The sequence below is a fragment of the Natrinema versiforme genome, assembly GCF_005576615.1.
GTDB classification, from domain to species: Archaea; Halobacteriota; Halobacteria; order Halobacteriales; family Natrialbaceae; genus Natrinema; species Natrinema versiforme_A.
The window spans coordinates 3354837-3378458 of the sequence record NZ_CP040330.1 but is presented as its reverse complement, the minus strand read 5'-3'; the positions used below and the strand labels follow the sequence as shown (position 1 = coordinate 3378458).

Here is a 23622-nt window from a genome sequence, read left to right as displayed (position 1 = left end):
GAGCCGTCAGTCGTCCTGCAGCGTCTCGCCGTCGACGACGCGGCCGACGAACAGCGGCGTCTCGGTGGGCCGATCTCGGATATAAAACAGGAACGGGCGATCGACGGTGAGTTCGACCGTTTCAGACGGTATACTCGTCACTTCCACGACGACTGCTGTCGCGGCCGCCGCTTCGGTCCCCTCCTCGTCGACGTCGACGAAGCTTTGATGGACGATATCGTCGACGACCAGTTTCGCGTTGTCACCCTCGACCATTCCGCTGAAGTCCGCGCGGGAGTCGAAGGCTCGCTCCATGCCCAATTGTTCCATGATGGCGACGAGGCTGAATTTCGACTCGATACCGAATTTCGGGAGTGCAAGGTCGACTCGGGTTTTCGAGCCTGCCTCGAGCATCGTCGCGAGCCGGTCGACGGACAGGTCGGCCTCGAACGTCTCGAACTCGCCTTCGGCGGGGAGGACGACAACCATGCTGGTATCGCCGTTGGCGTAGGGGAGTTCCACGAGCTGGTGGCCATCGATTTCGGCGTACTGGAAATCCGCGGTCTGGTGCATCATCTCGACGTCGGTTTCACTGCCGTCGAGACTCGTGAACGGTGCCGGTTCGGTTGCGTCCGGATCGAATTCGCGTTTCCAGGCCGCGAGGAAGTACACCGCGTTCGTCAGGACGAGCCGGGTCGACTGCTCGATCGAATCCTCTGGCAGGAGGTCCTCGATCCGGTCGTTCGTCCGCTCTTCGACCCACGTATTGATCTCTCGACGAGCTTCGTCGGGACTCCCTCTGAAGTCGACCAGCCGCTCGCCGGCCCCGTAGTAGGTCTCGAGCAACTCGAGATACGCCGCGTCGAAGTCGTAACTCTCCTCGGTCCAGACCGAGTTGGCACTCGAGAGTCGGAAGCCGAGTTCGTCTCCGTCTGCGTCCTCGGCGTCCCCATCGCCACTCTCGCCGCCGAGCGGATCGTCGACGTCCGCACCGTCCTCGTTGCGCCGCTCGAATTCGGCTTCGAGCGCGCCGAAGGCCGGGTGGAGGTCATCGCGCTCGAGTTCGCACCGGAGCGCGTCGGCCATCTCGGCGGCCGTCTCGCCGCGGGCACCGGCGTACGTCATCGCCAGCGCGACCGAGACGCTGTACGGTGAGCAAAACAGGTTCACCTCGGGTTGGTCGTCGCGGAGCTGTCGGAGGAGATCAAGCGAAAACGCGACGTTCCCCCGGACCTGCTCGGCGAGCGTGGCGGGCTCGATTTCGGGATCGGTAACGGGATCAACGGTCGGGAAATCGGACGTCGCGTACCCGTCGAATCCGCCGCCGTTCGTGTCCGGGTTATCGGTGTCGGTCTCAGCCGGATCGCCGCTGTCACGATCCGCTGGCTCGTGGCTCGCACATCCGGCGGCACCCGCGAGGAAGGCACCGGAGAGCGCCAGAACGGTTCGCCTGTCGTGTCCGTCAATTGCCATACTCGAATGGCCGCCGGGTAGCGATAAACCCTTTCTGGAGAGTGAAACGATCGTTTGAGTTTCCCCGCCGGTAGCGCCGTCGGGGTCCAGTCGATGAACGCCGGACAACGGACACGCCGGGAAACGTAGCTGTCAAGACCGTCGCCGGCGGACGGGTCGCCATGGCCGAGGACACGCCGACGATGGACGCGCTCGACGAGTTCGAGGACCTCGAGGGGATGCTCCAGTACTTCCTCGACGAGAACCAGGAGTTCCTCTCGTGGCTCGGGACGACCGTCGACAACGTCGGCGACGGGACGATGACCATGTCGATTCCCTACGACGAGAAGCTGACGAACACGCGGCCTAACGCCGCGCCCGACGAGCAGGGTGATCTCCACGGCGGCGTCGCGGCCACCCTCGTCGACACCGTCGGCGGCCTCGCGCTGCGGACGGCCATGGACGACCCCTTCGCGTCGCGGATCGCGACGATCAACCTGAACGTCAACTACCTCCGGCCGGCGACGAGCGACCTCGTCGCGACCGCGGACGTGATCCGAGTCGGTGGCAGCGTCGGCGTCAGCGAGATCACCGTCGAGAGCACGGCCCCCGACGGGGAGATCAAACCCGTCGCGATCGGACAGGGCGCGTACCGCGTGTTCCGTCCCGAGTAGCAGTCGTTAGCAATACGGTTTCTTTATTCGGAGTAACCCTGGAAAGTCACGGTCAGTGCGGGTGAGCGACGTATCGCCCTGGACAAGCTGGGAACATAGCATGCATTCAACTAAATCGTTGCTCTCTACTTTCTTGAACAAGTTTTGTTGGTAATAAGAAGAATTTTATACTATTGCGATGAGTTATACGTATGAATGCGAACCCGACAGGCGGATACAATGAAATGCAACTAGTCGTGTTGGGTGTTGTCGTCCTTGCCATTTCTATACCGCTCATCCTCTCCCTCCTCGCCGTTCCGCCGGCGTATCTCGGGACGATATTTGTCGTTCTGGTGGTCGGTCTGATGGTGCTGGCGTGGCCGCTCTTCGTCAAAGCCCACCCGCGAGAAGAGACCGCAACGTCAGACTGACAGCCGAGACGGTGAGACATCCACTACCCTAACCCGCAGGTGGTTTTGCAAGGCTAATCGGCCAATCCGCACACACAGTTACCGTGCTATCCAATTGATTCTCAGTCAGAGTTCTGGATGAAGAACCCGTGCTCCGATCTACCGGGAGAATCCGAACCTCGAGTTCCATCCCGCTACGCCACAAGCTGGGTCGTCAGGAATCGGCGGTCAGCCGTCGAAGCCGAACCACGAAAACGGCAAGTGCGATCCCGAACGCGATGGCCGGGAGGGAGGAACCGGACGTGACGAAATACCAGAGCGCGTACGCGCTGATTCCGATACCCGCTAAGTATACGGGTCGCAACTGTTGTTCGTTCAAGTGTCTCCCTCCGACGGCCTCGAGTCCCACCGCGGTCGATCGCTCGGCGCTGCGAGCCGCGGTCGCCGCTTTGCCATACCCGTGCATCGGTGCTTCGGTAGTAAAAAGTACTCACTCGAGGGCGACGCAGTGTCTCAATTCGTCTCCCGAGCCGCCGAGCCCTGCGGACGGCTCCACCCCTCGAGCCGGCCGCTCGCTCGAGGCTACGTATCGGCGGACAGCATCCGGAGGCGAAATACGAGGTAGACTGCGACGAACACGAACGCGCCGGCGTACAGCCACGTGCCGTTCGCTACGGCGTACGTGAACGCGACCGCGTTGAGCGCGATCCCCACGATGTAGATCGGTCGCAGCTGCTGTCTGTTCATTCGCGTTCACCGTCCGTCGTCGGCTCGAGGTGCGGTCGGCTCGTCGGTGCCAGCGGTCGCGAAAGGCGCGCGGTCATAGGAGGTCCTTGGAGCCGATCCGGTAAAACACTGCAACTCGAGCCCGGGCGTTCTTCGGACTCGTCCGGGTGCCGATCCGGACCCAATCGCTGTTTCGACCGATGCGAGCCGAACGGGACGGAGCGACCGCTCAGGCGAACTCGAGGTCCTCGCTCGGTTCGACCTCGCCGAACAGCCACGCGGCGTGCTCGAGGGCGTACTCGCGGTGCTCGTCCTCGATCGCGCCGATACAGTCCTCGACCATGATCGGGCGGAAGTCCCGCAGGCCCGCGCTGCCGCCGGTGTGGAGCACGCAGACGTTCGCGAGCGTGCCACAGATGACGAGATCGTCGATCCCGCGGGCGTTCAGCCAGCCCTCGAGTTCGGTGTTGTAGAACGCGTCGTAGGTGTGTTTCTCGACGACGTTGTCGGCCTCCTCGACGGGGAGTTTGTCGACGATTTCGGCCTCCCACGACCCCTCGAGGACGTGTTCGCCCCACTGGTCGAACTCGTCGTAGTAGTGGGCGTCGTCGAACTGTTCCGGCGGGTGGACGTCGCGGGTAAACAGTAGCCGCGCCCCGGCGTCGCGAGCGCGCTCGACGAGGGCCGCGATCGGCTCGATGACGTCCTCGCTGCCCGGCGCGTACAGCGAGCCCTCGGGGTGACAGAATCCGTTTTGCATGTCGACGACCACCACTGCCGTGCTGGCTGGCTCGATGCGCATGTCTAGGCGGTCGTACGGACGGAATCGTAAAAACGTTCGCGCCGGACTCGAGAGCGACGGCCACCGGTACAATCGTCGTTCTTTTTACACTGCCATTCGTACGGATAGCTATCCCTCCCATATGAGATCGATGCGCACCCGCCCGTCTGGGACCTTCCTCGCAGTGGCCCTCGCCGTACTGCTCGTGACCGGCGGCCTCGCCGGGCCGGTGATGGCGACCACGGCTGCGACGCAGACTGACTCCGTCACCGCGACTTCGGGTTCGACTTCCGTACCCGGTGCCGATTCGACCGCGGTCGCGAGTACGGCGTCGGCCGCGACCCAGGACGATCGCCCCGCGAATCCGACGACCGAGGACACCGTCGGCTACGTCGCGGGCTACTGGTACGACGACGACCTGCCAGTCGACGACCAGTCCGACGCGGTCGTCGACGAGGACGACCTCGATCCCGTCGTCTACCGGGCGATGGCCCGCGTCGAGCGAATCCGCAATCTCACCTTCGACGAGCGGGTCTCCGTCGATGTCATCTCCCGCGCGGAGTATCGTGAGACCAACCGCGACCGCTTTGCGAACATCTCGTCCGAGAACCGCCTCGAGCAGAACGTCGGCTACGAGGCGCTCTTTACGGTCGACCGGGACACCGCGGCGACCGACGCGGCCGAGACGGTCTACGGCGGTGCCGTCGCCGGCTACTACGATCCCGCGACCGACGAGATCGTCATCGTCTCCGAAAACCCCGACACGCCCGAACTGAACGAACTCACGCTCGGGCACGAGCTCGTCCACGCCTTACAGGACCAGCGGTTCGATCTGTCGCAACTCGAGGGGACGACCCAAGACGGCGAGACCGCGAAAAACGGGCTGGTCGAGGGCGACGCCAGCCGGGTCGAACGCGAGTACGAGCACCGGTGTGGCACCGAGTGGGACTGTCTCGAGCCCGTCGACGGACCGAGCAGCGGGGGGCTCGATATCAACTGGGGCATCTACTTCAGCGTCTACCAGCCCTACAGTGATGGCCCCGACTACGTCAACTACCTGCGCGATCAGGGCGAGGGCTGGTCGGCCGTCAACGCGGCCTACGACGACCCGCCGGCGACGACCGCGGCGGTGATCCACCCCGGCTCGGAGCGCGAACCGGCGAACGTCTCGGTCCCCGACCGCTCGAGCGGCGACTGGCGACAGCTCCGAGTCGACGGCGAGACGGCCAACGACACCGTCGGCGAGGCGGGCATGGTCGCGATGTTCGCCGCCGACGCGCTCGACTCCGACCAGCCATCGGTGATCGACTCCACTGAACTCCTCCAGAGCCCCGAGAGCTATAATTACAATCACTCGTACACGAATGGCTGGGCCGGCGACGAACTGGTCGTCTACACGAACGACGAGGCCGAGAATGCGAGCGACCCGGCCGCGGCGGCCGGTCGCGCAGGCTACGTCTGGCGAACCCAGTGGGAATCGAACGGGGACACCCAGCAGTTCGTCAACGGCTATCTCGAGTTGCTCGAGAACCACGACGCCGACGCCGTCGACGGGCGACAGGACACCTACGTGATCGACGACGGCGGCTACGCCGGCGCATACTACCTCGAGCGAACCGGTCAGACGCTGACGATCGTCCGCGCGCCCTCCGTCGACGAACTGCCGAACGTCGAGGCCGGTGCCGCACCCGAGGGCGAGGACCGTCTCGAAATCACCGACTCGAGCGGGACCGGGACCGACACCGTTCCCGGCTTCGGCCCGTTGGCCGTGGCGAGCGCGCTCGCGATTGCCGTGCTCGGCGCGGGGACTCGGATCGTCGTCGGCTGCGGCCGGACCGGCGGTGGCCCACGCGACCGTGACTGATCGCCCGCACGACCACCCGACGCTCATGTTACCGTCCCGCCGAAGAGTTACCCAATGAGTCGAGTCAGACTGTTCGCGGTACTCGTCCTCGTCGTTTGCTCGGGTTGTGCGCTCCCCGGCAACTCGAGCGGGTTCGATACCGACCGCGAACTCGGATACGTCGGCGACTACGCCCACGACGACGTCTTCGAGTTCGACGCGAGCGACGGCCTCACCGAGGACCAACTCGAGGCCGTCAAGTACCGCTCGATGGCCCGGATCGAGGTGGTTCGCGGCTTGAAGTACGAACGCGATGTCTCCCTCGAGGTGATCGATCGAGCCGAGTACCGCGACCGCCAGACGGCCGGGACCGAGAACGCGTCGGCGTTCGAGAATGAACTCTGGCGCGGCGCGTTCCTCGTCGACGGCGAGACGGACGTGAATCGAGCGTTCGACGACCTCTACGGCGACTCCGTGCAGGGCTACTACACGAACGATCGGATCGTCATCATCGCGGACGACGCCGACGACATCCGGATCGACCGCCGGACGCTGGTCCACGAACTGACCCACGCGCTGCAAGACCAGCGCTTCGGCATCGCTCGCCGGAGCGAGACGATCGACGGCCTGCGCGCCGAAAACGGGCTGCTCGAGGGCGAAGCGAACTACGTCCCCGACCGATACGATCGGCGATGCGGGACCGAGTGGCAGTGTCTGTCCGACCCCCAGCCAGCGGCGGCGTCGGGTGAAACCCTCACCCAGCGGCCGTTCAACGTCGGCCTCTTCCTCTCGATTTACGCGCCCTACGCCGAAGGGCCGCCGTTCGTCGCCGATCTCTACGACCGCGGCGGCTGGGACGCCATCGATCGGGCTCACGACGAGCCGCCCCAAAGCACCGCCCAGTTGATCCACCCCGACCGCTATCCCGATACCGACCCGATCGATGTCGACGTTCCCGACCGCTCGAGCGACGAGTGGCGGCCGATCACCGACGGCACTGGCGGCAGCGACGGCGACGAGATCGAGGGCGGCGAGCCCCGGACCGAAACCATCGGCGAGGCGACCCTGTTCGCGACGCTCTGGGCCAACGGGGTGATCGATCGGCCACTCACGGAGGGGACGACCGAGCGCTCGCAGTATAACTACTCCCACCCCGCGACCGCGGGCTGGGCCGACGATAGCATCCGCGTCTACCGACACGCGGACGACCCCGCTCGAACCGGTCACGTTTGGCGACTCGCTTGGGAGAGCCCCGCGGACGCGACGGAATTCGCCGACGCGTACCGCCAGCTTCTCGCGAACAACGGGGCCGAACGGACCGACGCCGCCGGGGACGGCACCTATCGGATTCCCGACGGCGAGCCCTTCGCCGGCGCGTATCGCGTCGCCGTCGCCGGTGACACGGTCGAAATCGTCGGCGTCCCGTCAGTCGACGACCTCGAGGGGATTCACGCAGCCGAATCCGAAGCGACCCCCGCGATCGAGTCACGCTCGTCCCTCGAGTCGGCGACCAACCCGCCAACTCCTGCCTCGCCGCGGCCCGAACCGGCGCCACTGGGAGCGATGTCGGCGACGCCGGCGGCGCACACGTCGGCAGACGGGTAGCTTTTTTGCCTCCCGCGGGAAACCGGCGATATGTCAAATCCGTTCGGAACCGTTCCCCCGGAAGCGATTCTCGCGGGGGAAGCCACGGACGCCTACTTCGAGCGCACGCGGGCCACGCTCGAGCACGCGGACAAGAATCCCCACGTCGTCGCCGAAGTGACCGCCGACCAGTTCCCCACCGGCAGCTTCGACGTGTTCACCGGCGTGAAAGACGTCGCGACGCTGTTCGAAGGGCGCAACGTCGACGTCGACGCGCTCCCGGACGGACAACTGTTCGACGGCGGCCCCGTTCTCCGGATCGAAGGCCCGTACCTCGAGTTCGCCGAACTCGAGACCTCGCTGCTCGGATTTCTCTCCCAGCCAAGCGGCTTCGCGACGGCCGCACTCGAGGCCCGACTGGCCGCGCCCGACTCGCTGGTCCTGTCGTTCGGCGCGCGCCACGTCCACCCCTCGATCGCGTCGACCGTCGAGCGAGCCGCGTTGCTCGCCGGACTCGACGGCTTCTCTCACGTCGCGGCGGGCGAGATTCTGGACCGCGAGGCGGGCGGGACGATGCCCCACGCGCTCATGTTCTGTTTCGGCGAGGGGAACCAAGCCGAGGCTTGGACGGCGTTCGACGAGGCCGTCGGCGAGGACGTGCCCCGGATCGCGCTGGTCGACACCTTCTGGGACGAGAAAAGCGAGAGCCTGCTCGCCGCCGAGACGCTGGGCGAGGATCTCGACGGCGTCCGCATCGACACCACGAGTTCCCGTCGCGGCGACTTCCGGCACATCATCCGCGAGGTCCGCTGGGAACTCGACGCCCGCGGCCGCGAGGACGTCGACATCTTCTGCAGCGGCGGCCTCAGTCCCGATTCGATCCGACCCCTGCGCGACGTCGCCGACGGTTTCGGCGTCGGCAGCCACATCACCGGTGCCGACTCGGTGGACTTCAGCCTCGACATCGTCGAAATCGAGGGCGAACCGATCTCCAAGCGGGGCAAGCTATCCGGAGTCAAAGACGTCTATCGCACGCCCGAGGGCGGCCACCACGTCGCGCTCGCCGACGGCGACGAGCCCGACGAGGGCGACTCCCTGCTCGAGCCGCTGGTTCGCGACGGCGAGGTCGTCCGGGAGTTCGATCTGGACGACGCGAGCGAGCGGTGTCTCGAGGACGCCGAGGCGGTCGATTTCGGCCGGGATCCCTCATAAGAACTCGAAGCTATTGCCGACCCGAGTGGGGACAGTCACGGAATCACATCGAACTGTTGACCTTTTACTGTAACGTGTTCAATGACTCGCTGATGGACCCCGCTCCTGAGGCTCCCTACTCGCGGATCGCGACTCAACTCGCCGTCCGCCTCGTCATCGTCTTCGCGATCGGCGGGTTCTGCACGATAGTCCTGTTGCCGTAGTCTTCGTTTCTTTCCCTGCCGCTGGTCCTCCTCGTCGCCTTGCTGGTCCTCTGGTTTACCGTCCACTACGTGTTCGCAGCGCTGAACGACCTGCTCGAGGTAAAACTCGAGGAGACGACCGATCACCGGTAGTCGCCTCTGCCCGTCGTCTCCCGTCGGGAAACAATCGGTATCGTACCCGGGGAATTAGTAACCGATCTGGTCCGGCTGGCGACTCCCTGTTCTTCCGGCCGCTCCCACCTGTACTGTACCGGGAAGTCGAGTCGCGCGGCTCTTCGGATATGGCTGAGATCGAGTCGCAATACGGTCGCAGTCGCGAATCGCGTCTTAGACTTCTTCGATACTGCCGTCGGCCTCGCGCTCGCGGAAGACCTGCCCCTCGAACAGCGTGACGATGACATCGTCGTCTTCCCACGCGCCCGGCGCGAGCTTCGCTTTGCGGCACGTCCGATCGAGGTACTCGCGAGCGCTCCAGTCGTTTTGAACCGGCACCGTCGGGTAGAGCCAGCCGCCCTCGCCGCCGTCGATGGCGACGCCGTGGGTGCCGAGCTCGAGGTCGGCGAGCGGATCATCGGTCAGGATGACGTTCTTGACGGTACAGACCGAGACCGTCAGGTTCGGCAGCTCCGAGGGGCTCACTTCGGAGCCACAGGAGTCCTCGCTGGCTGCCTCGATCGCCGCGTCGACGATGACGTGACCGAGCTGGTCGTCCGAACGGTAGCCACCCGCACAGCCTCGCAGGCTCCCCCGGCCGCGAGTCGACTCGAGACGGACGAACGCGCCCGTCCGCTCGTAGAAGGCTTCGCGCATGCTGCCCGGTTGTTCTCGCTGCCCGTGTTGTACATAGGATTCGACGGATTCACGCGCGAGTTCGACCGCGCGAGCACCGTCTTCGTAGGAGAGGTCTGCGCCCTGTCGCTGGGACATACAGATGGACAAGGGGATAGTCGTCCTAAAACGCTTCCATTCGCTGCGCGGCGCTTTTTGTGTCCCGACCGGGGGACTTATTCGCCCCACGTGCCTATACTGAGTGGGAGAGAGAGCCCGGTTGCCGCGATGGTCGTGCCGGCGACGGCGCGATCACCATGCCGTCGGCACCCATGCTGGTGACCGACGCGCACAACGTTGGCCACCTCTCCGAGGTGCCCAACGCACCTAACGTGGCCCATCTCTTCGAGATGCGCCACGCTCGCGAGGAAAGTCCCCCCACCTGTTCGGGCAGGTGACCGGACGCAAGTCCGGAGCGGGAGACCGCTGGCTCTGGAACAGAAACGACACGTCTCGGCCCGACCGATGATGCGTGCGAACCCGACCGAGAGGAAGGGGAGCGAACCCGCAGAGGGATGCGCGGTCCGATGGACCGCGAACCGTGAGGCGGTGCGAACCGCCGACCGAGCGAGCGGCATTCGCCGCGAGCAGTGTGCGGTTATCAAACCGCGGTTCGAATCCACGGGTCACGTTCGTCGTGATCGACCGCACACGGACGGCCGAGGAGCGATGGAACGGCGAATCCTCACCGGTGCAAGTCCGCGCCGTGGTAGCCCGAACGCGCCGCGGCACCGCCGCGGGCGGCGCGGACGCTCAGCCGAATGCCGGGACGAACAGAAGGGGGCTTACTCCTCTCACCCAGTTTCGTACTCGAGCGGTCGCTATCCTCGCAGAAACCTCTGACAGAAGTTATTTATTCGCTGTCACGCTCAGTTCTGATATGAACAGCCGCGAAGTCGTCGTCTATCTCGGGGCCATACTGCTGGCGTTCGTGGGGTTACTCGTAGCTGGTTTTGTGACGTATGTCCTCGAGTTCAACTCAGACATGGTGGAGATCGCAATGTTGCTCGTGTTCTACGGGATCGCACTCGGCGGCGGCCATCTGTACCTCGCGCTCCGAAACGAGGGCAGCGACGTGCCACCGTCCGCACGATGGCGATATCTCGCGGTTCTCATCATCCTCCTCGTCGCAGGTGCCGCACTCGCCGTTACCGGTGAGCAGACCATCGCAACGATCGAACTCAGGACGATCGGACGGGCCGTTATCGGCGTGACGATCGTCGGCTACGTCCTGACTGAAGCCGTCGACGGCTATCGGACGGTTCGCTCGAGTTGATTCGCCAATTTCCGCGGACAAGTTTCATGACATCAGCCGCTCGCTTCGCTCACGGTTTGGTGTCGGTAGATGCGTCCTGACGGAGTCCAACGCGAACGAAGTGAGCGTTGGGCAGTCAGGACCGAACCCGAGAGCGGGCGCTGAGCAATGCGAAGCGCCCGCGATAAGTGAGCGTCCTGACGGAGATTTGAACACGCCGAGACGTTCCGGGTCGCTCACTGCGTTCGCTCCCGGACTGCGACTCGTCTGCTCAAATCTCCGTATTAGAGGTTCCTTCAGTACGAACTGCTCGCTACGCTCGCAGTGTTGTGCTGAAGAGAAACGTCCTGACGGAGATTTGAACTCCGGTCCCTGGCTCCGCAAGCCAAGAGGATAGTCCACTACCCTATCAGGACTCATCTCTTCATACCCCGGTGAACATTAAAGCCCTTTCGAAAGGCTTCCGCCGGCACGGGGTTTCGCTGCAGTCGGTCGACAGTTTCGCCCGCTCGAGTTCGCATCGCCGTCTCGGAATCTCGCACGACCGCCGCCGGCCGGTCGCGTGCGTCGTAATTGCTGTCGTGACGACCCGCGGCCCGTACTGACGTTTATATACTGTGAGGCGGCCAGCGTGGTGTATGCTCCCCCGCTCGAGTCTCACCGAATCACAGCCGCGACGAGCAGTTTCCGTGCGGTCGGGACCAGTCGATTCGACCGACACGGCCGCCGCCTCCGTCGAACGCGGTACCGTACTGCGACACCGAATGGATAACGCTTATGCGCGGGCTACCCATGCACGAGCATAGAATGAGCGACATCGAGGGCGTATATGAGGACCTCGAGGCCGACGTTTCTCTCGAGGAGTTTCGCGAGGCCGTCGAGGCGAAAGTCGAGCAGATGGGGGGACTCGCGGACGAGGAGACGGCGGCGATGCTCGTCGCTCACGAAGTCGGCGAGAGCGAGGTCGGCGGCATCGCCGATATCGAACCCGGAATGGAAGAGGCGAAGTTCGTCGCCAAGGTGCTCTCGATCGGCGAGAAACGGACCTTCGAGCGCGACGGCGAGGACGAGGACGGACAGGTCGTCAACGTCGAAGTCGCGGACGAGACCGGCTCCGTGCGAGCCGCCTTCTGGGACGAACACGCCGAAGCCGCGATCGAGGAACTCGAGGAGGGGCAAGTCCTGCGGATCGGGGGCCGACCCAAGGAGGGCTTTAGCGGCGTCGAGGTCAGCGTCGACAACGTCGAACCCGATCCGGACACCGAGATCGACGTACAAATCTCCGATACGTACGCCGTCGACGACCTCTCGCTCGGGCTCTCGAACGTCAACCTCGTCGGCCTGCTTCTGGACACCGACAGCGTCCGCACGTTCGACCGCGACGACGGCTCCGAGGGGAAGGTCTCGAACCTCGTCCTCGGGGATTCGACCGGACGCATCCGCGTGACGCTGTGGGACGAGCAGGCCGACCTCGCCACGGAACTCGAGGCCGGCACGACCGTCGAGGTGATCGACGGCTACGTCAAGGAACGCGACGGGAGCCTCGAACTCCACGTCGGCAACCGCGGCGCCGTCGAGGAAGTCGACGAGGAGGTCGAGTACGTCCCCGAAAACACGCCGATCGAGAACCTCGAGATCGACCAGATGGTCGACATCGCGGGCGTCGTCCGCTCGGCGGATCCGAAGCGAACCTTTGACCGCGACGACGGCTCGGAGGGACAGGTCCGGAACATCCGCGTCCAGGACGCCACCGGAGACATCCGCGTCGCGCTCTGGGGCGACAAGGCAGACATCGACGTGGGACCGGGCGACGAAGTCGCGCTCGGCGACGTCGAGATTCAGGACGGCTGGCAGGACGACCTCGAGGCCTCCGCGGGCTGGCAGTCGACGATCACCGTTTTGGAATCCGACTCGACCGGCTCCGGCGGCTCCGAGGGCGACGCCGAGGACTCGAGCGACCAGAACGCCGGCCTGTCGGCATTCGCCGGTGACGGAGACGGGACCGACGCGGAATCGGCGACGGTCGACTCTGCCGACACCGAGTCGTCCGGCGGGGCTGACGCTGGGGCAGACAGTGCAGAGACGGCCAGCGCGGACGCTGACGCGGACTCCGACGACCCGTCCGACGGCGAGGAACTCGAGTTCACCGGGGTCGTCGTCCAAGCGGGGAACCCGATCGTTCTCGACGACGGCGAGACGACGATGAGCGTCGCGACCGACACCGACGTCGGGCTCGGCGAGGAGGTAACCGCCCGAGGGGTCGTCCGCGACGGCCGCCTCGAGGCAAACGACGTGTTCTGACGCCGCGAGCAACCTCATCGTCCGTCTAGGAAAAGCGTTAAGGGAGTTAGCTTCGCCTATCATGATATGAACGTCGAACTCCCGTTCGCCCCGGTGGATACGATCATCCGGCGGAACGCGGGCGATCTTCGGGTGAGTGCCGACGCGTCGAAGCAACTCGCAACGCGGATTCAGGAACACGGGAGCGAACTCGCGATCGACGCCGCCGAGGAGGCGACGGCGGACGGCCGCAAGACGCTGATGGCCCAGGATTTCGGCGTCGAACGCGTCGTCGACAAGGACGATCTCGAGTTGCCGGTCGCCCCGGTCGACCGCATCGCCAGACTCGAAATCGACGATCGCTATCGCGTTTCGATGGACGCCCGCGTCGCCCTCGCCGACATCCTCGAGGACTACGCGGACAACGTCGCCCGGGCGGCCGCGATCCTCGCGCACCACGCCGACCGGCGGACGATCACCGACGACGACATCGAGACGTACTTCTCGTTGTTCGAGTGAGTAGATGCAGTTCGGCTACAGCGAGGTCTGTCTCGCACACGATCCCGGTTCGCGCCACCCAGAGTCGCCGGACCGGCTACGAGCGATCCGAGAGGGGCTGAAGAAGAAACACGGCGTCGAGTACGTCGAAGCCGACCCCTGCGAACTCGAGACGATGGCGGCCGTCCACGAGCGCGAGTACCTCGAGTCCGTCCGAGAGTTCTGTGCCGACGGCGGCGGGAGTTGGGACCCCGACACCACGGCCGTCGAGGAAACGTGGGATGCAACTTGCCGGAGCGCTGGCCTCGCCTGCTGGGCCGCCGAACGGGCCCTCGAGGGTGCGACGGGCCGTAACACGCCCTTCTCGATCGGTCGCCCGCCGGGTCACCACGCCGTCTACGACAACGCGATGGGGTTTTGCTTCGTCAACAACGTCGCCGTCGCCGCCCAGCACGCCCTCGACTCGGACGCGTACGACGTCGATCGGGTCGCGATCATCGACTGGGACGTCCACCACGGCAACGGCACGCAGGATATCTTCTACGACCGGGAGGATGTCTTCTTCGTCTCGCTGCACGAACAGGGGCTCTATCCCGGTACCGGCGATGTCGACGAAACCGGCGAGGGCGACGGCGAGGGGACGACGATGAACGTTCCCATGCCGGCCGGAACCGACGACAGCGAGTACCTGGCCGCCCTCGAGGGGCCGATCGCCGCCGCGCTCACCGAGTTCGATCCCGACCTCCTCCTCATCAGCGCGGGGTTCGACGCCCACCGCCATGATCCGATCTCCCGTATCCGGCTCTCCACGGAGGCCTACGCCCTGATGAGCGACCGCGTTCGAACCCTCGCCGACGACACCGACGCCGCGCTGGCGTTCGTCCTCGAGGGCGGTTACGGGCTCGATGTCCTCGCCGACAGCATCGCTCTCGTCCACGAGACCTTCGACGGCCGCGAACCGATCGAGCCAGATGACGACCCCGACGACAAAGCGGAATCCGCGCTCGAGGACGTCCTCGAGGCACACGATCTCGACGTCGATCTGGACACCCTCTAGGGTTCCCGCCGGCCGCTTTCAGGGTCGGGGATCGAAGTACGCCGTGAGTTCCGTTCCGAACTCCGCGAGGAGGGACGTGATTTCGTCATCGATGAGCACGTCGTACCCGTCCTCGAGGGCCGTTTCGACGTGCGCGCCGAGCCCGACATCGAAGAGCCGGTCGCTCTCGAGGAACTCGCGAGCGCTGGTGAACTCCCGCTCGCGCTCGGTGACGTATCGGTCGCCCTCGATGAAGGGGCCGTAGGCCTCGGCGTCGTCCGCGTAGGCCTCGTAGAACCCCTCGGCGTGATCGCGGACGTGGATCGGCGGCCCGTCGTGGCGCTCGACCGCGGGACGCTCGCTGACCGCGAGTTCGGCGACGACGACGGCGCTCTCGTCCGCGATCGTCGTCGCCCGGAAGACATCGAACCCGCGGTCGTCGAGTCCTCGCGTGATCCCGTCGAGGGATTTCTGAAGCTGTGGGTAGAGCTGATCCTCGACGAGGTCGGGGGCGTCGAACCGGACCGCGACGGGAGTGGTTCCTCGCCGCTCGAGGTGAGCGCGTAGTTCGGATTCGGTCAGCGGCTCGTGCTCGTCGGGCTCGAAGTAGTCGGACCGCGGCGTTTCGAGAATCTCGCGGGCGTAGTGCTGGAAGCGGGCGACGTTTTCCCGCGAGCAGACGGCGGCGACATTGCGTTCGGGGTCCGTGGGGTCGATGACGACCAGGGGATCGTCGAACTGGCTGGCGGCGTCGCCGGCCGCCGCATTCTCTGTCTCGCGTGCGCGGCCGTGACCCTCGGGATCGATCTCGACCTGTGGATGCCAGTCGGCCGCGGCCTCGAGCAGCTGTCGAAACCCGCCGTACTCGCAGACGAGTAGTTCGGTGAGGTAACCGCTGAACCCGCGGGTCCGAAGATCGCTGCCGTAGACGCCGATCCCTTTCAGGAACTGCTTTGTGACCCGCACGTCGTCGGCGAGTTCGTCGTCGAGTCGCCGCTGGAGGTATCGGGTGTGGAACGGCGTGCGGTCGACCGCCGAGCGGATCTCGGTCGCCGACTCGAGCCGAAAGCAGGGGACGACGTCGATGTCGAACCCTTCGACTTCCCCTTTGACGTAGGGATGTTCGGCGTACTCCTCGTGGCCCTCGGGCAGCGTGGCGTGGCCGACCTCGAGGCCGTACTTCTCGAGCGTTTCGCGGTCGATCTCCGGCGGAAAGCGGACGAAGATATCGATGTCCCGATCGCCGCTGATCCACGTGTCGCGGGCGGTCGAGCCGACCTGCAAGACGTCGGCTCCGTCACACCGTTCCGTCGCCGCCTGTTCGGCTCGCTCCATGAGCCGGTCGGCGACCTCGCGGAGCCGCGCGCGTTCGTCCGCGTCGGGCGTGACCTGCGCTCGCACCTCGGCGACGACCCGCTCGAGGTCGCGATCACCGTCTCGATCGTCGGGCTCGTCGCCCTCGGCGTCCTCCTCGCTCATTGGGGACGCGTACTCGAGCGGTGCGTGAAAGGGTATCGAACCGCGGGAAGGGAAAACGAAAGCCCTATCAAATGCACTCGACTATCACGAGATGAGCCGAAGTAGCTCAGATGGTAGAGCACCTCGCTGTTACGGCGACTCAGGTACTGCCTGTCCGCCGCAGATACGAGGTTGTCCCAGGTTCGAGTCCTGGCTTCGGCGCTTCTTCCTGATTTACGAGCGAGACCGATCTGTCTCCGCTGTGTGTCGACGATAGCAGCCACGTCGAACTGCGAGTTCTCTCACCATCGGGGGAGGGATTATCGTCTTTCGGCAGTGACGTGGGGACATGACCAGCGATACCGACGACCGGCGGAGTACCGACGATCACGGCCACGACATCATCGATCCCCTCTTCGTCGGGATCGTCACCGTCTCGAGTTCGCGCGCGGGCGAAGACGACCCCGACGATCCGGGCGGGGATACCATACAGGAGTGTTTCGAGTCTGCAGGCCATGAGGTTCGAGAACGGGTCCTGGTTCGGGACGATTACTCGGCGATCCGGACCGCCGTTCGGGGGCTGGTCGCGCGCCAAGACATCGACGTGGTGTGTACGACCGGCGGCACCGGCGTCACCGTCGATGACGTCTCCCCCGAAGCGACCGCGTCGCTGTTCGAGCGCGAACTGCCGGGCTTTGGCGAACTGTTCCGGTCGCTCTCGTGGGACGAAGTCGGAACGCGAGCGATGGCCTCGCGCGCGACGGCGGGGATCGCCGTCGACACGCCGGTCTTCTGTCTCCCCGGGAGCGAGAGCGCCTGCAAAACCGCCTGTGAGGAACTGATCGTCCCCGAGACGCCCCACCTCGCAGGGCTCGCGACGCGTCACCGCACCGGAGCGAGCGACCAGACGCTCGCGGATTACGGGAGTGAGTAGCCCGACTGTTATCTGCTCACCTCGGCTCCGAGTCGGTGCTCTCGATGACAGATGCTGATCGTGGCTCACTCGAGGGATCGCCCTCCGAGGACCCGCGGCAGTGAGAGCATTTCTCCCCCGTTTCGAAACACCAGGCGAACAGTCAGATCGCCTGAACCAGCCTTTATTGAGCGCACGTGCGTGTATTCGATTGCTATGTGCCACCACTTCGAATCCATCACCGAACTCGACGCCGAGGAACGCGAGGACATCCTCGACGCCCACAGCAAGGCGGAGCTCGAGGCCGAACTCAGCGACGAGGCACTCGAGGCCCTGACCGCGTAGCGGCGTCCCGTTTTTCTCGAGCGGACCGGACAGCAAACGTTAATTAGCGCGCACGATTTTTCCCGATTGACGGGCCCTTAGCTCAGTCTGGTTAGAGCGCTCGGCTCATAACCGAGTGGTCGATGGTTCGAATCCGTCAGGGCCCATTCGGATACCCAGCGTCTAGGAATCACCGTACGGCGGTGGGTTCCTTTTAAAGAACACCTGTTGTGGGTATGGGAATCGAACAGGTTAATGGACGCCCTCTCTGCCGTATGGGGATTACAGAAGAACCGAAATTAGTGTACCGATTTTCCTAGAGGCTAACTATTCATCGATGTCGCGCGAGGTGCGCGGGCGAGAAATGTTGATGGAATGAATGAGCTATCGCTATATGGAGTAACGGACGACGCAGAAAATCAGTCGAACCTCAGAAGATACCCGTGCGCGTAGAGTAGGCAAACAGCTTACCGCACTCGTCACACTCGCTCTCAGGCTCTTCTGCAAACGGGTTGGCCGTATCGATACCACTGGTAGACTCAATATCCTCCTCTTCATCTACACCCGTATGCTCTCCACAGTGAGGACACTCTACGGATTGCATCTCAGTGGTCACCTCCAACGATGTGCTCTGGTTCTTCGTACGTAATCTGTGCATCACGAATATCACGGGTGAGGCGGTCTCGATGAGTACGGAGCCTATCCTCAGACCACGAGAGGAGGTGCTGGTGCTCTGCTGGAACAACCTGCTGATGGACTGCATTGCTGTTCTCGGGCGTATCGATATCAGACTCTTCTGCAAGAGCCAGTGCTTCTTTGACCCATCGGAGCTCCTTCTCGATTTCTTGGGGCATACACCGCCCAGGAGAATGAGACTAGCATTCAATGTTTGGATTTTGCTGACTCATAAATAGAACTAGATTAGTGTCCTCTGTCTGATTACTACACTAACAAATTTAGGGTTTAAAGATAAATATCTACTTGCAAAGATATGAAAATAATAAATGCAATACTGATGGTGGGGTTTGTCGGGGTTATCTTCCTTGCAGTGAATACTAGTCTCGACTTGCTCCTACAAGGCTCAACACTAGCGATAGTGGGTGGGTCGATGGGGCTACTCTTCGCCACCATCATCGTATACAGTTTGTATCAATCTTCAAAAACAACTTACGAGGAACCAAGGTGACAACTATGAATGTAAACAAAATCAAATCAATGATTCGCGGTAACACAGGTCGTATAACAATGATAATGATGCTCATGATGGTCGCAGTGGCAGGTGCTGCTGTACCGAGCATGGCTCAGGACGATACTACAGATAGTGATGTTAGCGACATCACAGTCGAGGTCTCCGATAACGGCACAGCATATGAAGGTACAGTAGAATTGTACGATGCTTCAGATGATTCCATGGTCGACACAAATACAGTAGAGTCTGATGGGACAATCACGTTCCAAGGCCATGCATCTGGTGACTACTACCTCTCTACAGATGGTGACGCCCCTACTGAGTCAAAGAACTTCACTCATGAGGATGGCGCAACTCAAGTTAACTGGGACATCTCAGACAACACTCTCACAGTAGAGGAGCCAACATATATCTTAGAGGCATCTGCTACCCTTGACAATGAAACTGTAACGGCGGACTTCACCCTTGACGACGGTAACAAGTCAGGTGAATCCGTCCAGTATGATGTTGAGGATGGTGAATACACTATCTCTGCTGAATACGTCGAAGAGAATGAGGACGGTGAGAATGTCACTTACACAGCTTCTAAGACTGTGGATATGAACGGCTCTGACCAATCCGTTGAACTCACTCTTGAAGAAGAAGATGAGGGTGTCGTTGGTAATACTGTAGATACGGCAGGTAGCACATGGACAGACCTCGTTACGGAATACGGTGTTGTGGTTGCTGGTATCATCGTAGTTGTCCTTGTGCTCATCATCGTATACGGGCTCATGGCGATAGGCAGTGCTGCTCGAGATGACCCGCAGCCTTGAAGGAAGTAGCATTTCATTCTCCCTTATTTAAACGACAATAATTTAACATCTTAGTGGATAGTTTGTAGTATAAATGAAAAGTAAGTGCAAGAAACTTCTTCCTCTCTTTGTGCTTCTACTACTCCTGCTGGTAGCTGTCCCTACAGGTGTAATGGCACAGGAGGATACGACTGAGACTCCTGATACACCATCTGGTGACCAGCCAGATTCAGAGGACACAGAATCAGACGACAGTAATAACGAGGATAGTGGCGATGGAGAGGATGACAGTGAAAACAGTAGTGACGAAGATAGTGGAGATTCAGAATCGAATCTACGGGAAGAGAACCGTGAGATAGTCGAGAATAATGACCCTGATTTTAGATTGCCTGATGGGGTCGATGTCTACGAACATAAGGTAACCAATTCCGAGACTGTCTTTATCGTCCATAACACGGGCGACGATATAGCGCAGGTGATGGCCGCCAATGATGGGTCGGGTTCAAAACGAGTTGAGAAGGATTTTGAACTTGCTCCAGACGAGGTGACACGCGTTGTTCTACCGTCTATGGATATGATAAGGACAGGAGCATCAGTCTCTGTCTATCTGAGTTTTGACGAGCGGGAAGAACTGGATGAAGGAAATATAACGACCTATATCGTGGATAGGTTTGCGTGGGCACCTAATCACGCTCCAGATATTCCACACCCATTTTTCCTTGTGTTTATGGTTGTTCTAGTAAACACGGGAGTCATAATAGGATTGGTTAAATCTAAGAATAGAACGACAGAATGGGCAGCAAGAATTGATAGAATGGATTTAGGCAGTCAGGTATTGCGGAAGGTAAAATACCACCTTGAATCCAGCAAAGAAGATGGATTAGAATATTATATCGAAACTATAGCAATCAGGCTGAAACACTATAACATAGCTATTGTAATTGGAATATTCTCAGTATGGGGATTCCTATACTTATTCAAGATTATGTCCCTCGCTGGACCACATACAATCAGTCCTGCGATACCATACCCATCTCTCGATGGATTCCATCTCTGGACAATGTTTTCGTTTGATATACTGATACCAGAGTGGTTCGAGAATTCAACAGTGTATATATTGTATTCTAGCATAGTGTCTTTAATATTTGCGACTACGACGCTATCATACCTACTCGTAAAAGATAGGAAAGTGATAGACGCTACAAACCCTAAAAACGGGAAAGGCGGTTTGTATGCACTCAGCCAGGGGAGATTCGAGTCAATAGATGTTATCCTAGAGACTGAAGAAGGGTATAGGGAGGTTGATAAATCGTGGCTATACCAACCAATCCCTGGTGTAGATAAATTCGAATGTAAGGAGTACTACATGGAAGCAAATGTTGCGGTTGTCAATTGGAACGGGCGAGTTGAGAAAATAAGCCCAAAGGAGATTAGGACGTGGCAAGGGAAAATTGACAAATTGATGAGTGAGCTACAGCTAGCTAAAGACAAAGTTAGCTATATAAAGCTAAATTATGCAGATGACGTGAAAGATACCGCAGAAAAGATATCTGCAGCAAAAACGCAAGCTCTAGAAGATGAGGGCTATGAAGGTCTTGGTAAAGTACGTCAAGCTCTAGAAGATAGATTAGACGAGAAGGTGGAAGGCGGATTCCAGAGTTTAGAAGAATTAGGTTATGATGAGATAGAAGAAGAACATGATGGTGATGACGATGAGAAGTACAAACCTGACTTCGAATCTGTAGAGGAAATTATCGATGAAGATGGTGATACACAATGATAGACGATATACACAATCTCTTGCTGGTTTTGTTCATGGCGATGCCAATGCTCGGAATGTCTAAGGAGAGCGGCGGCAGTGGTGGTTTAGGACGGTCAATGTCTTATCTACGAGATGAAGTTGAAGCGAAGGAAAATGACATCTATGAGTTCGCCGTGAAGATTCGAGATGAAACCGTCATACGGCATTTATCGGATGCTAAGCGGTCATGGGAAAATCAGAAAGATTGGCTCGGGACCGATAAGATATTCGAGAACACAAAACAATACAAAAGCATTGTTAAGAAGCATACTACCATCAATATTACAGATGAAGCATATAGTAGTAGCAGATGGAAGATTACAAAATACATCACATCTACTGCCGAAAAACCATCTGCTAAGAATCTGAAGCTAGTGAAATGGTTGATGGATTTTGCAGACTCGACTGCTCTGGAGGATGTGACCCAGATTTATATGACTGGTATCCAGGGGAAGGGAAAGACTTTCTTGGCGTTTCTGATTGCCGAACTTTGGCTGTTCATGAATGAGGATGGCGTAGTTCTCACTAATGTCAAAGGAGTCAGTAACACCGTCCATGTCGGGTCGATGGACGAGCTCGATGAGTGGATAGAGAGCAATCCTAACAAGGTGTTCTTCTTTGTCTTCGATGAAGCCAACAAGCACGCTTCAGGTACTGGGGGAGATGCTCAAAAGGTCCAGAATCAATTCTTCCCACTCGTGACGTTCCTTCGTAAGAAAGGTGGCAACTACATCATCATTGGCCACGTGCCAAAGGACGTTCACAGATGGGTTAGACAACTTTGCGTCTACGTACACAAGACAGGACGGAAGACCGCTGAAATCTACGAAGGTCTCGAAGATAACGGAGAGCCAAAAGAACACATGAAGACACTCAGGGCAATCCCCGTGCCTACAACATTAGTCCCTGATACTGAGGATGAGACAGAGTGGGAATGGTCTGATGGGCAGACCAGCGTTTGCTTCGGGGAAAATAAAGAAGGAGAACGCTGTGGGTCAATTGTCGAAACAGAATACGGAGAAGAGAAGGAATTCTTCTGTGACTCACACAAGCACCAAGAAGAGCCCCACGAGGATGTATACCCACACGAGTTGCTTGATACTCCATACGAGGAGTATGTTGACGAGGATGTCCTTGGTGAGATTCGAGACACCGAAGACGAATACGAGCCTCTTCCACTCCCACCCGCTCCAGAGGTCGAGCCAGAGCTAGCTGAGCAGGTTAGAAAGGAAGCAGAGGAAGAAGCTGCACAAGAATCTACTGAGGAGCTACAGGAGGATGCTGAGGAAAAGGAAACTATAGACGAGAACCCTACTCCTCAGAACACAACAGACGATTCTCGAGGTCGTGTCGAGCATGATGAGGCCTCCGAGGAAACTACTGATGATGAAGACCTCCTTGAGCAAGTCCCCGAGAAGTACTGGACCAAGGTAACTGAACGGACTAGATTCACAGAAGAAGATGTGGATGAATTCGAGCAATTGGAACAGTTACTCGGTGACAGGGACTATCAGCGACTCAAGTCTAAATTGGATGCTTGACCTAGTGTTTATAATTCCACACTGTCTGGGTGTCGTGTATGACTGTGGTCACGCCCTTGCAATCTATTTCGGTTGACCTCTCCGTCACTAACCTTCTCCAAGTCGGTCTCTATGGATTTCTCGTGGTCTTGTACTACTACATGTATAAATCCCAAAAGAAGCAGACTGAGATACAAGATAGGCAGACCACGATAATGGAATCTCAAAACCGCCTGATGGCAGCTGAACATCAACCTGAGATAAAGGCAGATGGTGATTTGGATGCTGTTGGAAATTCAGCAAGAATAACACTATCTAATGTGGGCGAAGGTCGCGCACGCAAGTTGGGTATACAGTGTTATCCATTTTTCAAGAATAATAAAGGATATTGGATTCCCTTCTCTATGCATGTTCTCGACTTTGTTATCGGTCCAGTCAAATCTCCTCTAAGTAGAGCTCCTCGAACGGCGAAAGTCGATGTGGCAGGTGTACATGACCCTGTTCATATTGAGACTGGTTCCGACCCTTCACCACTTGAAAATGGACTTGAAGCGAAGGAAGATTCGATACGTTTCGAAGGCCAACTTAAGCAAGAAATCGCCTCTCGAGGACCCAGTATGACTGTAGATTTCACTGGTGCTATTAACCAGATGATTGAGGAATGGGGGGCTGATGAAATCAGTATTGATATCTACGTTACGTACGCCGATATCATAGACGAAGAACACTCACGTCACATCACCTCTCGAAAAGGAATAGAGGTTGAACAAGGAATGAACTTTGAGGAGGCTTTGAAGCGTGGTAAGAAGAGAGACAAACCTGTAGAGACGTTAGTACCTGATTCTGAAGAAGAGAAACTTGAGGGGTGGAGTTAACCTCGCAC

Annotated in this window: 22 protein-coding genes, 3 tRNA genes and 1 other RNA gene; 19 read left to right on the top strand and 7 right to left on the bottom strand. The window is 60.0% G+C overall.

Annotated elements, in window-relative coordinates:
* Window positions 1-6 precede the first annotated feature (6 nt).
* The gene (locus tag FEJ81_RS16810; RefSeq protein WP_138246370.1) at window positions 7-1452 is read right to left on the bottom strand and encodes a serpin family protein; all 1446 of its coding nucleotides are present in this window, start codon (window positions 1450-1452) and stop codon (window positions 7-9) included.
* A gap of 161 nt (window positions 1453-1613) precedes the next feature.
* Between FEJ81_RS16810 and FEJ81_RS16805 the strand changes: the two genes are divergently transcribed.
* Both FEJ81_RS16805 and FEJ81_RS16800 read left to right on the top strand, forming a co-directional pair.
* Window positions 1614-2105: a PaaI family thioesterase gene (locus tag FEJ81_RS16805; RefSeq protein WP_138246369.1), complete on the top strand. Its 492-nt coding sequence runs from the start codon at window positions 1614-1616 to the stop codon at window positions 2103-2105.
* A gap of 191 nt (window positions 2106-2296) precedes the next feature.
* A complete protein-coding gene (locus tag FEJ81_RS16800; RefSeq protein WP_138246368.1) occupies window positions 2297-2515 on the top strand; it encodes a hypothetical protein in 219 nt (72 codons plus the stop codon).
* Window positions 2516-3076: 561 nt separating this feature from the next.
* On the opposite strand, the gene FEJ81_RS23355 is transcribed toward FEJ81_RS16800, so the two are convergent.
* The gene (locus tag FEJ81_RS23355) at window positions 3077-3241 is read right to left on the bottom strand and encodes a hypothetical protein (RefSeq protein WP_175416457.1); all 165 of its coding nucleotides are present in this window, start codon (window positions 3239-3241) and stop codon (window positions 3077-3079) included.
* Between the two features lie 208 nt (window positions 3242-3449).
* The gene (locus tag FEJ81_RS16795) at window positions 3450-4022 is read right to left on the bottom strand and encodes a cysteine hydrolase family protein (protein ID WP_138246367.1); all 573 of its coding nucleotides are present in this window, start codon (window positions 4020-4022) and stop codon (window positions 3450-3452) included.
* 121 nt (window positions 4023-4143) lie between these two features.
* On the opposite strand from FEJ81_RS16795, the gene FEJ81_RS16790 reads away from it, so the two are divergent.
* From FEJ81_RS16790 to FEJ81_RS16780, 3 genes are read left to right on the top strand one after another with little or no spacing between them, the layout of a single operon-like run.
* On the top strand, window positions 4144-5865 hold the full coding sequence (locus tag FEJ81_RS16790; protein WP_175416456.1) for an Hvo_1808 family surface protein: 1722 nt from the start codon (window positions 4144-4146) through the stop codon (window positions 5863-5865).
* Window positions 5866-5919: 54 nt separating this feature from the next.
* Complete coding sequence (locus FEJ81_RS16785; RefSeq protein ID WP_138246366.1) at window positions 5920-7449, top strand: Hvo_1808 family surface protein; 1530 nt, start codon at window positions 5920-5922, stop codon at window positions 7447-7449.
* A 30-nt stretch (window positions 7450-7479) separates the two neighbouring features.
* Window positions 7480-8640, top strand: coding sequence for a nicotinate phosphoribosyltransferase (locus tag FEJ81_RS16780; protein WP_138246365.1), 1161 nt, complete (start codon window positions 7480-7482; stop codon window positions 8638-8640).
* 530 nt (window positions 8641-9170) lie between these two features.
* Here the strand turns inward: FEJ81_RS16780 and FEJ81_RS16770 are convergent.
* Window positions 9171-9770 carry a TIGR00296 family protein gene (locus FEJ81_RS16770; protein ID WP_138246364.1) on the bottom strand — a complete coding sequence of 200 codons (600 nt, stop codon included), beginning with the start codon at window positions 9768-9770 and terminating at the stop codon, window positions 9171-9173.
* Window positions 9771-10018: 248 nt separating this feature from the next.
* On the opposite strand from FEJ81_RS16770, the gene rnpB reads away from it, so the two are divergent.
* Window positions 10019-10467: RNase P RNA component (gene rnpB / locus FEJ81_RS16765), an RNA gene on the top strand.
* 84 nt (window positions 10468-10551) lie between these two features.
* On the top strand, window positions 10552-10947 hold the full coding sequence (locus FEJ81_RS16760; protein WP_138246363.1) for a hypothetical protein: 396 nt from the start codon (window positions 10552-10554) through the stop codon (window positions 10945-10947).
* A gap of 322 nt (window positions 10948-11269) precedes the next feature.
* On the opposite strand, the gene FEJ81_RS16755 is transcribed toward FEJ81_RS16760, so the two are convergent.
* Window positions 11270-11342 (bottom strand) — tRNA-Arg (locus FEJ81_RS16755).
* A 391-nt stretch (window positions 11343-11733) separates the two neighbouring features.
* On the opposite strand from FEJ81_RS16755, the gene FEJ81_RS16750 reads away from it, so the two are divergent.
* The 3 genes from FEJ81_RS16750 (at window position 11734) to FEJ81_RS16740 (ending at window position 14761) form a co-directional block, all read left to right on the top strand.
* Window positions 11734-13227 (top strand): single-stranded DNA binding protein, encoded by a 1494-nt coding sequence (locus FEJ81_RS16750; protein ID WP_138246362.1) that lies wholly within the window; start codon window positions 11734-11736, stop codon window positions 13225-13227.
* A gap of 66 nt (window positions 13228-13293) precedes the next feature.
* A complete protein-coding gene (locus FEJ81_RS16745) occupies window positions 13294-13725 on the top strand; it encodes a histone (RefSeq protein WP_138246361.1) in 432 nt (143 codons plus the stop codon).
* 4 nt (window positions 13726-13729) lie between these two features.
* On the top strand, window positions 13730-14761 hold the full coding sequence (locus FEJ81_RS16740; protein WP_138246360.1) for a histone deacetylase family protein: 1032 nt from the start codon (window positions 13730-13732) through the stop codon (window positions 14759-14761).
* A gap of 18 nt (window positions 14762-14779) precedes the next feature.
* On the opposite strand, the gene cca is transcribed toward FEJ81_RS16740, so the two are convergent.
* Window positions 14780-16219, bottom strand: coding sequence for a CCA tRNA nucleotidyltransferase (cca, locus tag FEJ81_RS16735; protein ID WP_138246359.1), 1440 nt, complete (start codon window positions 16217-16219; stop codon window positions 14780-14782).
* Window positions 16220-16314: 95 nt separating this feature from the next.
* On the opposite strand from cca, the gene FEJ81_RS16730 reads away from it, so the two are divergent.
* The 4 genes from FEJ81_RS16730 to FEJ81_RS16720 all read left to right on the top strand — a co-directional run bounded on the left by FEJ81_RS16730 (window position 16315) and on the right by FEJ81_RS16720 (window position 17602).
* A tRNA-Asn gene (locus FEJ81_RS16730) sits at window positions 16315-16420 on the top strand.
* A 127-nt stretch (window positions 16421-16547) separates the two neighbouring features.
* A complete protein-coding gene (locus tag FEJ81_RS16725; protein ID WP_138246358.1) occupies window positions 16548-17132 on the top strand; it encodes a MogA/MoaB family molybdenum cofactor biosynthesis protein in 585 nt (194 codons plus the stop codon).
* Between the two features lie 195 nt (window positions 17133-17327).
* The gene (locus FEJ81_RS24235; protein WP_267877915.1) at window positions 17328-17456 is read left to right on the top strand and encodes a hypothetical protein; all 129 of its coding nucleotides are present in this window, start codon (window positions 17328-17330) and stop codon (window positions 17454-17456) included.
* Window positions 17457-17527: 71 nt separating this feature from the next.
* A tRNA-Ile gene (locus FEJ81_RS16720) sits at window positions 17528-17602 on the top strand.
* 438 nt (window positions 17603-18040) lie between these two features.
* On the opposite strand, the gene FEJ81_RS16715 is transcribed toward FEJ81_RS16720, so the two are convergent.
* Window positions 18041-18289: a hypothetical protein gene (locus tag FEJ81_RS16715; protein ID WP_138246357.1), complete on the bottom strand. Its 249-nt coding sequence runs from the start codon at window positions 18287-18289 to the stop codon at window positions 18041-18043.
* Window positions 18290-18426: 137 nt separating this feature from the next.
* On the opposite strand from FEJ81_RS16715, the gene FEJ81_RS16710 reads away from it, so the two are divergent.
* From FEJ81_RS16710 to FEJ81_RS16690, 5 genes are all read left to right on the top strand, one after another.
* A complete protein-coding gene (locus FEJ81_RS16710; RefSeq protein ID WP_138246356.1) occupies window positions 18427-18621 on the top strand; it encodes a hypothetical protein in 195 nt (64 codons plus the stop codon).
* 59 nt (window positions 18622-18680) lie between these two features.
* Window positions 18681-19439 carry a hypothetical protein gene (locus tag FEJ81_RS16705; RefSeq protein ID WP_205522421.1) on the top strand — a complete coding sequence of 253 codons (759 nt, stop codon included), beginning with the start codon at window positions 18681-18683 and terminating at the stop codon, window positions 19437-19439.
* Window positions 19440-19590: 151 nt separating this feature from the next.
* A complete protein-coding gene (locus FEJ81_RS16700; protein WP_138246354.1) occupies window positions 19591-21198 on the top strand; it encodes a hypothetical protein in 1608 nt (535 codons plus the stop codon).
* A complete protein-coding gene (locus tag FEJ81_RS16695; protein WP_138246353.1) occupies window positions 21195-22760 on the top strand; it encodes a hypothetical protein in 1566 nt (521 codons plus the stop codon). The genes FEJ81_RS16700 and FEJ81_RS16695 overlap by 4 nt, the downstream gene beginning before the upstream one ends.
* A 38-nt stretch (window positions 22761-22798) precedes the next feature.
* Window positions 22799-23614 (top strand): hypothetical protein, encoded by an 816-nt coding sequence (locus tag FEJ81_RS16690; RefSeq protein ID WP_138246352.1) that lies wholly within the window; start codon window positions 22799-22801, stop codon window positions 23612-23614.
* The last annotated feature ends 8 nt before the right edge of the window (window positions 23615-23622 follow it).